We start from the raw sequence: 13,085 nt of genomic DNA, 5'->3' as shown, positions 1-13,085 counted from the left end.
GTCCAAAATGTTCATGGACATAACACGTCTAGCTCGCCGCGAGGCCAACCAGACGATCACACACATAGTGACCATCATGTTCAACATGACCTGGGGAAATGTGAAGCCCACTCCCTGATCGTCTAGCTGCACCTGAGGGGGAGCTAGACGACTGCGCAAAACCCCAGAAAACCCCAGAAAACCCACCACAGAACAACAAAAACCGGGCCCCGCACAGTCGCGGAGCCCGGGATTAAAACAAGAAACGACTTACTTGTCGCCCTTGTATGCGTCGATGGAGGCCTGGAGGATCTTCTCGGCTTCTGCCTTGTTGCCCCAGCCGGAGCCGGTGACTTCCTTGTTCGGTTCGAGGTCCTTGTAGTGGACGAAGAAGTGCTCGATTTCGTCCTTGACAAAGTCGGAGACGTCGTCGATGTCCTGGTAGTGGTCGTAGCGGACGTCGTCGATGACGCAGAGGAGTTTGTCGTCGCCGCCGGCTTCGTCGGTCATCTTGAATACGCCAAGCGGACGGGCCTTGACGGTGACGCCCGGGAAGACGGGTTCGGGGAGGATGACGAGGGCGTCGAGTGGGTCGCCGTCGTCGGCAAGAGTGTTGTCGATGTAGCCGTAGTCGGCCGGGTATGCCATCGGGGTGAACAGGTAGCGGTCGAGGTAGACGCGGCCGGTTTCGTGGTCGAACTCGTACTTGTTGCGCGAGCCCTTGGGGATTTCGATGATGACCTCAATAGACATGGGATCTCCTTCGTTCGGTGATTGTCCGCAAATCATCATACGTGGGCTACGCTTTTTGCCGATGAAGGTATGGACTTGGGTTGCGGGCACGTTGGCGTTGGCTGCGGTTGGTGGTGTTGCTGGGTTTGGTGTGGCTGCGCATGAGCAGTTGTCGCGGATTGAGCATGCGCCGGCGTTTCGGCTTGAGCAGGCGGCGTTTCCGCTTGTGCCTGCAGAGCCTTCGCTTATCGACGACACCTTGCTGACCCAAACCCTCACCAATCTTGCTGAGAATCCTGGTTTGGGGCAGTTCCATGGTCGTGTGTCCGCGGCGGGCGGCGACGTGGTGTTTGATCGGGCGTCGGGGGATGCGTTGCGCCCGGCGTCGGTGACCAAGGTGCTGACGGCTGCGGCGGCGCTGATCGAGTTGGGACAGAGCGACACGATTACAACGCAGGTGGTGCGCGCTGCGGATTCGGGTGCGGTGACGATCAAGGCGGCTGGCGACGTGTGGTTGGACGCCGAGGCACTCGACGAGCTGGCGGGCCAGATCGGTGAGGCGTCCGAAGTGTATGTGGATACGTCCGCCTGGGCTGGCATGCCGGAGATGATGCCGGGCTGGGACCCGCTGGATATTGACGGCGGTTACGTCGCACCACTGCAGCCCGCGATGCTGTCCGGTGGGCGCTTGGACGGGGAGACGTCTGGCGACGTGCCGCGTTCGCACACGCCGGCCCTCGACGTAGCGCAGGCGCTGGCGAATCGCCTCGGCGCGGGCGTGGTGGATGTGCGCGAGGCCCCCACCGACGCCGAGGTCGTCGCTGAGGTGGAATCGCCGACGCTGGTGGAGCGCCTCGAGATGATGATGAAGGAATCCGACAACGTCTACGCCGAGGCGATCGGGCGTGAGGTCGCGCTCGCGCGCGGGGTGAAGGACGCGCCGTCGGCGACGCTGTCGTTGCTGCAGGAGCACGGCATTGATACGTCGGGTGTGGCGCTCTCGGACAACTCGGGCCTGTCTACCGACAACCGTATCCCGCCGGTGGTGCTGGATAGTGTGCTCGTGGAAGCTACGACCAAACCCGAACTCCGCCCGCTTCTGGCAACACTGCCGGTTGCAGCAGGCGAGGGCACGCTGGCGGACCGCTACGGCGACCTCCCGGGGCGTGGCTGGGTCCGCGCGAAAACCGGCACGCTCGACGGCACCGCCTCGCTGGCCGGAACGGTGACCAGCGTGAACGGCAACATTTATACGTTTGCGCTGATCTGCAACGACGCCGACGTGCTCGCGGCGCGCCGGGCCATGGACGAGTTCACCTCGGCGCTGCGCGAGTTCTAATGCAACCGTTTTGGCCGCGCCGCTCCCCGCACTTCCTCGCGTGCAGGCAAGCCGTGCGCCCCTTCGACGGGCCTGCGGTGATCGGGCTGTCGGGCGGGCCGGACTCGTTGGCGCTGGTTGCGGCAGCAGCAGCAGAGCAAAAGGACGTCTCGGTGATGGTCGTGGACCATGGTTTGCAGCCCGGATCGGCCGACGTCGCCGAGCGCGCCGCGGCCGTAGCGCGCGAGTTCGGGTTTGCCTCTACGGTCGCCAACGTGACTGTAGGTCCCGGCAACGTTGAGGCCGCCGCGCGCGAGGCCCGCTACGCCGCGCTGCTCGAGCAGGGCCGCGACGTGTGGGTCGCGCATACCGCCGATGACCAGGCAGAAACTCTGCTGCTTGGCGCACTGCGGGGCAACCCGTCGGGCATGGCGCAGCGCAACGGACACATCGTCAGACCGTTTCTGAACATCCGCCGCGCAGACACCGTCTGGGCGTGCGCGGAACTCGGGCTCGAAGTTTGGAACGATCCGATGAATGACGACCCGGCGTATCGTCGCGTAGCAATGCGCCAGAGCATCATCCCGGCGCTGAGCGACCTGCTGGGCGGCGATGCCGTGCCGGCGCTTGCAGCCACCGCGAATCGGATCGCAGCCGACCAGGCGCTCATCGAGCAACTCGCGGACCTCACGCCGACCACGTCGTGTGTGGAGTTGGAGGGGGATGCGGGGCCGGTGAGGTGTCGTCGATTAGCAAGATGGCTCCTGGATGAAGGAGTGCGGGTCCAAGGCGACCAACTTGCGGCGATCGAAGCGCTGGTGACCAACTGGCACGGGCAGGGGCCGATCGCGGTCGGAGGCGGGCGTGCGGTGGCGCGAGTCGACGGGAAACTGGTCCTTGTGCAGTAGCGTCGCTTTGTATATATTCTCTGTATATACACACTCTTGGGAGGTTTCGCATGGAAAAGGTGACATCGCGAGTATTTAAATCAGGAAACAGTCAGGCGGTGCGCATTCCTGCTGGCTATCGTTTGGATGCTGACGAGGTAACCATTGAGCAGGTGCCTGGAGGTTTGCTGCTGAAGCCTGTTGAGGCATCAATGAGTGAGGTTGTTCGACGCCTTCGAGAGTTTCAGGCTGCTGAGGGGATCGAAGACGGCATTCTGGAGGACCCCGATGAGTGGCTTGACGATGACCTTTTGAGTGACGACGAGTTGGGTTTTCGCTGATGTATCTCTTGGATACCAATGCCTGGATTGACCTCGAGCGCGGAAAGCAAGAAGAGGTTAACCAGCGATTTCTTACAGTTTTGCCGAGTTCAGTTCGTGTTTCTACTGTTGTGCTGGGTGAGTTGTATCTGGGTGCCGCTCGATCGCGTGACGCTGAGCTTGCTTGTCGGGTAGTTGAAAACTTGGTGGGTGGATTTGATCAATGCGGAGTCAGTGAATGTGTCGCGCATCGTTATGCGGATCTAACAGCTGATCTTGCGGAGCGCGGACAACTTATTGGGGTCAACGACCGTTGGATCGCCGCGCAGGCTTTAGCGAATGACCTTGTGTTAGTGACGGCAAACACTGGCGAGTTCTCTCGAGTTAAAGGTTTACGTCTTGAGAACTGGCGCCTGACCTAGCCCAAATGTCCCAGGTGGTTGTGCCTTGTAGGAATCTAGTGGCAAGATGAGGAAGTTACGCGCAGGTGAACTGCGTGACGTCCGCGAGGCACAGCGAAAGGGAAAGGCCAGCCCATGACTGAGTTGCACGACACGAAGGATTTCAACGTTCCGCCGAACCGTTACGGCGACGACGTGGAGGCAATCCTGATCAGTGAGGAGGTGCTGCAGGAGCGTATCCAGGAGTTGGCGGATATGGTTTCGGAGAAGTACCGCGACTCTGAAGAGGACCTCATTTTGGTGTGTGTGCTGAAGGGGGCGGTGTTCTTCCTGACGGACTTTGCACGCAAGCTGTCTATCCCGGCTGAGATGGAGTTCATGGCGGTGTCCTCCTACGGCAACTCGACGACGAGTTCCGGCGTGGTCCGCATTCTGAAGGACCTGGATAAGGAGATCGCTGGCCGTGATGTGCTGGTGGTTGAGGACATCATCGATTCGGGTCTGACCTTGTCGTGGTTGCTGCGTAATTTGAAGAACAGGAACCCGAAGAGCCTTGAGGTCGTTACTCTATTGCGCAAACCGGATGTGCAGACGGCGCAGATCGACTTGCTTGATATCGGGTTTGATATCCCGAATGAGTTTGTGATCGGCTACGGCCTGGATTACGCGGAGCGCTACCGTGATTTGCCGTACGTGGGCACGTTGCATCCGCGCGTGTACTCGGACGCTGAGTAAAGCCGACTAGAACAAAGGTTTATGAGCAAAAATAAAAACGTCATGCGGTGGGGCATTATGGGCGCCATCGCGCTTATTGTGCTCTATTTGCTGACGCTGATCGGGGACGATACGCGCGCTTACCAGGACGTGGATACGTCGGTGGCGATGCAGCAGCTCCGCGAACATAACGCGGAGGAAGTGCAGATCGATGACCGTGAGCAGCGGGTGCGTATTGATCTGCGTGAGCCGATTACTGTGGACGAGCGCGAGGGGGTCGAGGCAATTTCTGCCCAGTACCCGGCTCGTACCGCGCCGGATGTGTTCCAGGCGGTGCGTGAGGCTGAGGCGGATTCCTACCAGACGAACGTGACGCAGGATTCGTTCCTGATGTCCATGCTGGGCTTCATGCTGCCGATGATCCTGGTGTTCGGCTTGCTGTTCTACTTCATGTATCGCATGCAGTCGGGCGGCGGCGGACCGTTTGGCATTGGTGGTTCGAAGGCGAAGCAGCTGACCAAGGACAACCCGACCAACACGTTCGATGACGTGGCGGGTGCCGACGAGGCCGTCGACGAACTCCACGAAGTGGTGGACTTCCTCACCGACCCGAGCGTGTACGAAAAGCTCGGCGCGAAGATCCCGCGTGGTGTGCTGCTCTATGGCCCGCCGGGCACCGGTAAGACCCTGCTTGCGCGTGCTGTTGCTGGTGAGGCGGGCGTGCCGTTCTACACCATCTCCGGTTCTGACTTTGTGGAGATGTTCGTTGGTGTGGGTGCCTCCCGCGTGCGTGACCTGTTCAAACAGGCGCGTGAGAACGCTCCGTGCATCATCTTTGTCGACGAGATCGACGCCGTTGGCCGCCAGCGCGGCTCCGGTATGGGTGGCGGCCACGACGAGCGCGAGCAGACCTTGAACCAGTTGCTGGTGGAGATGGATGGCTTCTCCGGCCGCGAGGGCGTGATCCTGCTGGCGGCGACGAACCGTCCGGACATCCTGGACCCCGCGCTTTTGCGCCCGGGCCGTTTCGACCGCCAGATTCCGGTATCCAACCCGGACCTCGCGGGCCGTGCCCAGATTTTGAAGGTGCACGCGAAGGACAAACCGTTGGCCAAGGACGTCAACCTGGATGCTTTGGCCAAGCGCACCGCGGGCATGTCGGGTGCGGACCTGGCGAATGTGCTTAACGAGGCCGCGTTGCTCACCGCCCGCATCGGCGGCAACGTGATCACCGCGGATGCGCTGGAGGAGGCCACGGACCGCGTGATCGGCGGCCCGCGTCGATCCAGCAAGATCATCTCTGAGCACGAGAAGAAGGTCACCGCCTACCACGAGGGCGGCCACACGCTGGCCGCGTGGGCGCTCAAGGACATCGAGCGCGTGTACAAGGTGACCATCCTTGCCCGCGGCCGCACCGGCGGCTTTGCCATGACGGCCGACGAGGACGACAAAGGCATGTACACCCGCGACGAACTCTTTGCCCGCATGGTGTTCGCCATGGGTGGCCGCTCCGCCGAGGAACTTGTCTTCGGCGCTCCGACCACGGGTGCCTCGAACGATATCGAGCAGGCCACGAAGATCGCACGTGCGATGGTCACCGAATACGGCATGACCTCCTCGCTTGGCCCGGTGAAGTACGGCCAGGAGCAGGGCGATCCGTTCTCCGGCCGAGGCTCCGGCGGCACGCTCGAGTACTCGCCGGCAGTCGCCGCGAAGATCGACGAGGAGATGCAGGCGCTTCTCGACGAAGCCCACAAGGTCGCCTACACAACCCTCGAGCGCTACCGCGACGAGCTGGATACGTTGGCCTCGAAGCTTCTGGAGAAGGAAACCCTGCGTCGGGGCGATCTGGAGGAGATCTTCGACTCGATCGAGCCGCAACGCCCGACCTTGCCGGAGCACGACGTGCGCTTCGGCCGCCAGATCGGTCGCGAGCCGGTGAAGACTCCGGTGGAGATTGCTAAGGAGCGTGGCGAGGAGCCGCCGAAGCGCTTCTCCATCCTGGAGGCGTCGAAGGCGACGCGTGAGCGTCGTCGCAAGGAACGCGAGGCGGAAGAGAAGGCAGCGGAGAAGAAGAGCTCCACGCGTTGGCAGCCGCCGAAGGGCCAGGCCCCGCAGTACCGCGGTGAGAAACCACCGGCGGACTGGACCTACGTGGGCGGGCCCAAACCACAGCAGCCCGAGCCGAAGCAGCACCCGGGTGCGGAGAACTACCCAACCCGGGAGACCGAGGAGATCGGCTTCCGTTTGCCGGAGCACGAGCGCCCGGACAACCCGGCGCGTGGTCCGGAGCCGGAGACCCGTCCGACTGCGTCTGAAGACGAGACCACCCAGTTGCCGCGCGAGCCGCGGGAGCCGAAGCACAGGAGGGACGACGATGACGACGTCTAAGTTTGACCAGGCCCGCGCCGAAGCCGCCGTGCGTGAGCTGCTCATTGCGGTGGGGGAAGACCCGGACCGCGAAGGGCTCGTGGAAACACCAGCGCGTGTGGCGCGTGCCTACGCTGAGGTGTTCGCGGGCCTGCACGAGGACCCGAAGGTGCATTTGGAGAAGTCCTTTTCGGAAAACCACCGCGAGTTGGTGCTCGTGCGTGACATTCCGATCTACTCCACCTGCGAGCACCACCTCGTGCCGTTCTACGGCGTGGCCCACATTGGCTACATCCCGGGCCCGGACGGCAAGGTGACCGGCCTGTCCAAGCTGGCCCGTGTGGCGGATATGTATGCGAAGCGCCCACAGGTGCAGGAGCGGTTGACGGCGCAGATTGCGGACGCGATCGTCGAAAAGCTTGATGCGTCTGCGGTGATCGTCGTCATCGAATGCGAGCACTTGTGCATGGCAATGCGTGGAATTCGGAAGCCGGGTGCGACGACGACCACGTCCGCGGTGCGTGGAGGATTTCAGAAGAACGCGGCCTCGCGTGCCGAGGTCATGAGCCTGATTAGGGGATAGAACACCAATGACCACTGTCGCCGACCTGACACTGCCCGGACGCACGAGTGTGATGGGGATTGTCAACGTCACGGAGGATTCGTTTTCGGATGGCGGCAAGTGGCTCGCCACCGACGATGCCATCGCCCATGCCCACGAGTTGGTGAAGTTGGGCGCGGACATTATCGACGTCGGCGCCGAATCCACCCGACCCGGCGCCACCCGCGTTCCCGCGGAGGTGGAAGCGGAGCGCATTCGCCCGGTGATCCGGACGTTGCACGAGGATGGCATCCGGACCTCGATTGACACGATGCGTGCCGCCACCGCGAAGGCCGCAGCTGAAGAGGGCGTGGACCTGATCAACGATGTCTCCGGCGGCCTGGCGGATGAGGACATGTACCGGGTGATGGCGGAAACGCAGCTGCCGGTGTGCCTCATGCACTGGCGCGCAGACGCGTTTGTCAATGCCTCGGGTGCGGCCGACCACGGCGGGGATGTGGTCAAGGATGTCCACCAGGTGCTGGCCGAACTCGTCGAGAACGCCCTGGCCGCGGGGGTGGCCAAGGAGCAGATCACGCTGGACCCGGGGTTGGGCTTTGCTAAGACCGCGGCCGATAACTGGGCGCTGCTCAACGCCCTGCCGGAGTTCATTGCCGGCGAGTTCCCGATTCTTGTCGGCGCGTCGCGCAAGCGCTTCCTCACCGAGATCCGCGCCGACCGCGGTCTGGATCACTCGCCGGTGGATGCGGACCCGGCCACCGCTGCTGTGACCGCACTGTCCGCCCAGGCCGGCGCGTGGTGCGTGCGTGTGCACGAGGTTGCGGTCTCGCGCGACGCGGTGGATGTGGTGGCAAGGTGGAACCATGGCTGACCGCATCGAACTCAAAGGGCTGCAATTCCACGCCAACCACGGCGTGCTGGAGCACGAAACCGAGTTTGGCCAGGCGTTCTCGCTGGACATCACGTGCTGGTTGGAGTTTGCAGACGCCGCGCGTGACGACGACCTGACCAAAACCGTCAACTACGCCGAACTGGCCGACACCGCGCTGGCCATTGCCATCGGTACGCCACGCCAGTTGATTGAGACCGTGGTTGTCGAGATCGCAGAGACCGCTATGCGCACCTACGACGTGCTGCAGGCCATCGAGGTCACTCTGCACAAGCCGCACGCGCCGATCCCGGCAGTGTTCGACGACGTCGCAGTAGTGGCTCGCCGCTCCCGGAAACGGATGTGATGCCCATGCGCGCAGTGCTGTCCTCCGGATCGAACATGGGTGATGCGCGTGCGCACCTGCGCGCGGTTGTGGACGAGTTCGTGAGCGAAACCGTTGCCGCCAGCTCCGTCTACGCCACCGCCCCCTGGGGCAAGACGGACCAGCCGGACTTTCTCAATCAGAGCCTGCTGGTGGAGGTGGACCAAACCCCGCACGAGTTGCTCGAGCGCTGCCAGCGCCTGGAAAACGAGGCCGACCGTGTGCGCGTGGAGCGCTGGGGCCCTCGCACCCTGGACGTGGACATTGTCTGGATCGAGGGCTACACCTCCGACGACCCGGTGCTGACGGTCCCGCACCCGCGCGCGCACCTGCGCCAGTTTGTGCTCGAGCCGTGGTTGGAGATTGATCCGGGTGCGGAGTTGAGGGGGTCGTCGATACGCGAATTGCTCGATGGCCTGGAGGATCAAGAGGTGCGCAAACTATGAAGCGCACGCCGATCGAAGGCCTTATCGCCGCCGCTGGCTTCAGTGCCGCAGCTGCGTTGATTGTGGTGCGGCGTTATTACAGCTGGTTGGAGTCGCTGGATTTGATCGTGCCGCTGTCGCTGTGGTGCATCGCTGCGGTGGCTGGGTGGCTGGCGTGGGTGGTGCATAAGCGCCGCAAGGACGGCCAGGTGGGGCTGGATCGGAGCCAACTCAACCCGATGCAGGCGGCGAACTTCATGGTGTTCGGCAAGGCCAGCGCGTGGGCGGGTGCGATCTGCGGCGGCATGTATGCAGGCGCGTTGATGTATGTGGTGCGCAAACTTGACGTGCTGGCGGCCGCATCCGAGGACGTCGTGCCGCTGACCGTGGGCACCCTCGGCGGCATCGCGCTGTGTGTGGCCGGGTTGGTGCTGGAGAAAAACTGCGAGGTGTCGCCACCCGCCGACGGGCAGGGGGTTGGCTAGAGTGTTGAGCATGAGTGCCAAAAACACATCCAGTGACAGCGCAACCCTGTGGGTCATCGTCCCCTTTGTTGTCGCCGTAATTGGCACCGTTGTCATGCTGTTTACCAACTCTGCCAACGCGCTGAAGATCGCGTTGATCTTCGCGCTGTGGGCCGGAGCGGCCGGGTTGATCTTGAACTTCCGCAGCCGCCGCGAGCGTGACGACGCCACCCGGGACGCCGAAGCCGCCCGCGAGCAAGTCCGCGAGCAGGAAGAGCGCCACAAGGCCGTCATCGCCGCCCTGCCGCAGGGCGAGGGTTCCGCGGTGGACATGGAAGCCCTTCGCGCGCTGCAGGACGAGATCCAGGCACTGCGAGCACAGTTGGAGGAGCTCAACGGCCGCGTCTTCGAGTACGAGCCAGCCGCCGTGCGCGCCTCTGCGCGTCGCATCTCCGAGTTGGAGAGCACCCCAGAACCAGAACCAGAGCCGACACCGGAGCCGGAACCAACGCCGGAGCCGGAACCTGCGCGCCCGTCGCCGTCGACCGACGACACGGTTGTGCTCGACCGCGTGCGTCCGACAGGTGCGCCGAGCTCGGATGCGATCGCTGGCCGCATTGGCACCCAGCCGTCCGGCCGTCCCGCACGCAACCCGCTGTCTGACCTGATCAGCGAGCGAAAGGCGCAAGCGGAAGCAGAAGCAAAGCCAGAACCGCAGCCAGAACTCAAGCCGGAGCCAACCCCGGAACCGGAACCGCAGGAGGAGCCGCACCGTTCGGGCCGCCGTCGTCGTGACGAGCGCGAGAACTCCATTTCCGTCGCTGAACTGCTCGCCCGCCGGGGGAAGTAAATGGCGCCACGCCTGCTCGTAGGCGCAATCCCCGGCCACAGCCAACTCGCTCTCGACATGGAGCGCGCCGGGCACACCGTGCGCCCGATCGATATCAACACCGACCCGGGCGCAATCGCGCACGTGGACCTCGTGCTCATCGACGGCTCCGCGAACGATATCCGCGCCGCCGCAGAAATCCTGGCTGATTACGCGCGCCCGCAGCAGATGTTCCTCCACACCGCGTTGGAGGAAGGCCCGCAGTTGCTTGACGACGTCGAAACGTCCCAGGCCATCACCATGTGCGCCCACAACCTCTTCGACAACATCTGGGTCACCTCCGCCGCGGACGAACTCGGCGAGACCGTCGTGGGGCTGCTCATCGCGGAGATCGGCGGCACGAGCATGCGTATCGACGACACCGTCCGCCCCACCATCGCCGCCGCCCAAGAACTTCGCGCGCTGGAAGCGACGGTGCGCGACGACGCGCTCGAGCTGCTCATCGATACGGTTCCTGCGTTTGAGGCGGTGGCGGAGAAGTTCATCGAGGCGGCGTCGGGTCGTCGATACGCAAAAAGCGTCAACGACTTGGACCGGATGCTGGACGCACTGCCGGAACCCGGGGTGCGCAGGCTGTTTGTGGATCTGCAGCGCCGACGCGGTGAGATGGAGCAGGACACGGATACGGAACTGTGGGTTATTCAGAAATACGAGGGAAGATAAAGGGGAAGATAGATGGCGTTTGAGGCAGGTAAGGCAGTCGTCGTTACGGATGAGGCGCTGCTGGCAACGTACGGGCGGGCGTTTCGCAAGATTGGCAAGTCCGTTGTGGTCGTGCCGTTGGGTCGCGATGTGCACGCGGGTCACATTGAGCTAATCCGTGCGGCGAAGTCGCTGCTCGGCTCGTACGTCGTGGTCACGTTTACTGGCGACGAGGTGCCGGACATCTTCGCCGAGGAGAAGGTGGACGTGGTGTTCCACGGCCCGCTGGAGACCAAGGTGCGGGTGGATTCCGGGGTGGATCCGCTGGAGGACCCGGAGCACACGCAGCGCGAGGTGGCGCGCATCCTTGCTGCGATTAACGCCTCGCATGCGACGGATGTGGTGTTGGGGGAGAAGGACTTTGAGGTGCTCGTCGCCACGCAATATGCGGTCTCTGGCCTGCGTATGGAGGTCAAACTGCACTCGGTTCCCACCGTGCGTACTCCGAACGGGCTGGCGGTGTCGCTGCGCAACGCCGACGTGCCGGAGGATCTGCGCGAGGCAGCTCTCGCACTGCCTGCGGCGCTGACCGCAGGTGCCCACGCCGCTGAGCAGGGCGCCGAGGTCGTGTTGGAAACCGTGCGTGGTGTGCTCGCCGCCGAAGGCCTTGAACCGGCCTACCTTGAGCTGCGCGACCTGGCAATGCGCGAAGCGCCCGAGCGTGGCGACGCCCGCCTCCTCGCCGCCGTCGACCTCGGCCCTGTGCGCCTGGCCGACAACGTCGGTTTGCCGCTCGGGATTGGCTTCAAGCACATCGAAGAAGATAGGTAGCCGAACGGGCTGCGGTCGCAGGCGGTAGAATGCGGCGCATGTCTGTGCCCAACATCGCCGGAATCCTCGCCGACCGCTTCGGCTTCGCCTTCACCCCTGAGCAGGTGCGTGAAAGCGGCCGTACTGAAACGTCCACGTTGTACACCGCGTCGGACGACAAAGGCCACGCCGTAGAGGTGGAGGTCTTTGACACGAAGGTGGCGGAACACCTCGGCGCCGACGTGAACACGCTCAACAGCCGCCTCGCGCTGGCGGCGCATCCGGGCGCGTTCCAGCCGCGCAGTGTGGGTACCACCGACGAAGGGCAGCTTTTCGTCCTGCGCGAGGCCGCAACCGGCACGCCGCTGAGCGACCTCATTGCGGAGAAGGGCGCGACGTTTACCCAGCAGGAAGTGCGTGACCTGCTCGCCCCGGTGGTCGAGGCCATCGATGACTACGACCTCAAGGGCCTGTCCGGGTTCGTCTCCCGTTCTATTTCGCCGGAGCGACTTTTGGTGCAGCCGCAGTGGTCGACCACCCCGGTGAAGCTCACCCTGGTTGGTCCGAGTACCGACGCGGTTGGCTCGGATGAGGAGTTGGCCAAGGCGAATGTGGACAAGTTCGCCAGCGTGGTCAGTCTGATGACGGGCGAGGCCCCACGCGAGGGCGTGCGCACCTGTGCGGATGTGCTGCATATGGTGCCGGTGGGCGAGGCGCCCCAGGAGGCGTCCAACATCGACGTTGCTCCCAACCCGGAGGACGGCTATCGCAAGCGCCCTGAGCCGTACGCGTACGGCCCGGACGGCAACTACACCCGCCCGGCGGCGACGAACGAGAAGAAAGTCCCGTGGCCGTGGATCATCGCGATCCTGGCGCTACTGCTCATCGCTATTGCGGCACTGTGGTATTGGTCCGCCAACCGCGGCGAGGCCTGGGAGGGTGCGGAGGCGCAGATCGCCGAGGAGTACCCGGATATCGTGTCCAAGAAGTCCGGCCAGAAGGGCTGGCAGGACCTGCGCTGCGAGAACGGCTCGACCGATCCGGACCAGGAAGGCAAGATCCGCTGCGCCAACGCAGAGTTGGGCGTGTCTGTGGTGAAGTACGCCGACGAGTATGACCGCGACGATGCGGTGCCGGACCCGCGCGAGGCCGTCGTTCTGGGCTCCGGTGAGTGCACCGTGAACTCCTATGAGTTGCCGGACGCGAACCCGCCTGCCTATGTGATGGTGCCGCAGGACAAGCCTGAATACCTCATGATTATTAACGGTTTGAACTCGGAAGAGCAGCGTCTGGATCTTCCGCTTTGCCAATAGACTACG

At 63.5% G+C, this 13,085-nt stretch carries 16 protein-coding genes; 15 read left to right on the top strand and 1 reads right to left on the bottom strand.

Translation table 11 applies throughout. From position 1 onward, the window contains the following. Positions 1-249: 249 nt before the first annotated feature. The gene (locus HMPREF2736_RS01050; RefSeq protein ID WP_070422474.1) at positions 250-732 is read right to left on the bottom strand and encodes an inorganic diphosphatase; all 483 of its coding nucleotides are present in this window, start codon (positions 730-732) and stop codon (positions 250-252) included. 61 nt (positions 733-793) lie between these two features. Between HMPREF2736_RS01050 and dacB the strand changes: the two genes are divergently transcribed. From dacB to HMPREF2736_RS00980, 15 genes are all read left to right on the top strand, one after another. Then, positions 794-2,050 carry a D-alanyl-D-alanine carboxypeptidase/D-alanyl-D-alanine endopeptidase gene (gene dacB, locus HMPREF2736_RS01045; protein WP_070828704.1) on the top strand — a complete coding sequence of 419 codons (1,257 nt, stop codon included), beginning with the start codon at positions 794-796 and terminating at the stop codon, positions 2,048-2,050. Further along, entirely contained in the window at positions 2,050-2,937 is an 888-nt protein-coding gene (gene tilS, locus HMPREF2736_RS01040; protein ID WP_070828703.1) for a tRNA lysidine(34) synthetase TilS, read from the top strand. Before dacB ends, tilS begins: the two co-directional genes overlap by 1 nt. A 50-nt stretch (positions 2,938-2,987) precedes the next feature. Next, positions 2,988-3,257 (top strand): antitoxin, encoded by a 270-nt coding sequence (locus HMPREF2736_RS01035; protein WP_083322933.1) that lies wholly within the window; start codon positions 2,988-2,990, stop codon positions 3,255-3,257. Continuing rightward, the gene (locus HMPREF2736_RS11835) at positions 3,257-3,658 is read left to right on the top strand and encodes a type II toxin-antitoxin system VapC family toxin (RefSeq protein ID WP_083322932.1); all 402 of its coding nucleotides are present in this window, start codon (positions 3,257-3,259) and stop codon (positions 3,656-3,658) included. Before HMPREF2736_RS01035 ends, HMPREF2736_RS11835 begins: the two co-directional genes overlap by 1 nt. Before the next feature lie 114 nt (positions 3,659-3,772). Next, positions 3,773-4,372, top strand: coding sequence for a hypoxanthine phosphoribosyltransferase (gene hpt, locus HMPREF2736_RS01030; protein WP_070828701.1), 600 nt, complete (start codon positions 3,773-3,775; stop codon positions 4,370-4,372). Positions 4,373-4,393: 21 nt separating this feature from the next. After that, positions 4,394-6,742 (top strand): ATP-dependent zinc metalloprotease FtsH, encoded by a 2,349-nt coding sequence (gene ftsH / locus HMPREF2736_RS01025; RefSeq protein WP_070828700.1) that lies wholly within the window; start codon positions 4,394-4,396, stop codon positions 6,740-6,742. Next, on the top strand, positions 6,729-7,304 hold the full coding sequence (folE, locus tag HMPREF2736_RS01020) for a GTP cyclohydrolase I FolE (RefSeq protein ID WP_070828699.1): 576 nt from the start codon (positions 6,729-6,731) through the stop codon (positions 7,302-7,304). Before ftsH ends, folE begins: the two co-directional genes overlap by 14 nt. A gap of 7 nt (positions 7,305-7,311) precedes the next feature. Beyond that, the gene (gene folP / locus HMPREF2736_RS01015; protein ID WP_070828698.1) at positions 7,312-8,154 is read left to right on the top strand and encodes a dihydropteroate synthase; all 843 of its coding nucleotides are present in this window, start codon (positions 7,312-7,314) and stop codon (positions 8,152-8,154) included. Beyond that, a complete protein-coding gene (folB, locus tag HMPREF2736_RS01010; RefSeq protein ID WP_070828697.1) occupies positions 8,147-8,518 on the top strand; it encodes a dihydroneopterin aldolase in 372 nt (123 codons plus the stop codon). The genes folP and folB overlap by 8 nt, the downstream gene beginning before the upstream one ends. 5 nt (positions 8,519-8,523) lie before the next feature. Beyond that, positions 8,524-8,982 (top strand): 2-amino-4-hydroxy-6-hydroxymethyldihydropteridine diphosphokinase, encoded by a 459-nt coding sequence (gene folK / locus HMPREF2736_RS01005; protein ID WP_070828709.1) that lies wholly within the window; start codon positions 8,524-8,526, stop codon positions 8,980-8,982. Next, entirely contained in the window at positions 8,979-9,446 is a 468-nt protein-coding gene (locus HMPREF2736_RS01000) for a DUF3180 domain-containing protein (protein ID WP_070828696.1), read from the top strand. Before folK ends, HMPREF2736_RS01000 begins: the two co-directional genes overlap by 4 nt. A gap of 10 nt (positions 9,447-9,456) precedes the next feature. Next, positions 9,457-10,275 carry a DUF6779 domain-containing protein gene (locus tag HMPREF2736_RS00995; protein ID WP_070828708.1) on the top strand — a complete coding sequence of 273 codons (819 nt, stop codon included), beginning with the start codon at positions 9,457-9,459 and terminating at the stop codon, positions 10,273-10,275. Then, positions 10,276-10,977, top strand: coding sequence for a 6PGD fold domain-containing protein (locus tag HMPREF2736_RS00990; protein WP_070568718.1), 702 nt, complete (start codon positions 10,276-10,278; stop codon positions 10,975-10,977). It abuts the gene before it with no gap. A 12-nt stretch (positions 10,978-10,989) separates the two neighbouring features. Then, positions 10,990-11,787: a pantoate--beta-alanine ligase gene (locus HMPREF2736_RS00985; RefSeq protein WP_070422484.1), complete on the top strand. Its 798-nt coding sequence runs from the start codon at positions 10,990-10,992 to the stop codon at positions 11,785-11,787. A 38-nt stretch (positions 11,788-11,825) separates the two neighbouring features. Next, positions 11,826-13,079 carry a hypothetical protein gene (locus HMPREF2736_RS00980; RefSeq protein ID WP_070450286.1) on the top strand — a complete coding sequence of 418 codons (1,254 nt, stop codon included), beginning with the start codon at positions 11,826-11,828 and terminating at the stop codon, positions 13,077-13,079. Positions 13,080-13,085 lie beyond the last annotated feature (6 nt).

Source organism: Corynebacterium sp. HMSC036E10 (assembly GCF_001836265.1).
In the GTDB taxonomy this organism is placed as follows: domain Bacteria; phylum Actinomycetota; class Actinomycetes; order Mycobacteriales; family Mycobacteriaceae; genus Corynebacterium; species Corynebacterium coyleae.
Note: the sequence above shows the minus strand (reverse complement) of the source record. Positions and strands in the feature narration are given on the sequence as shown.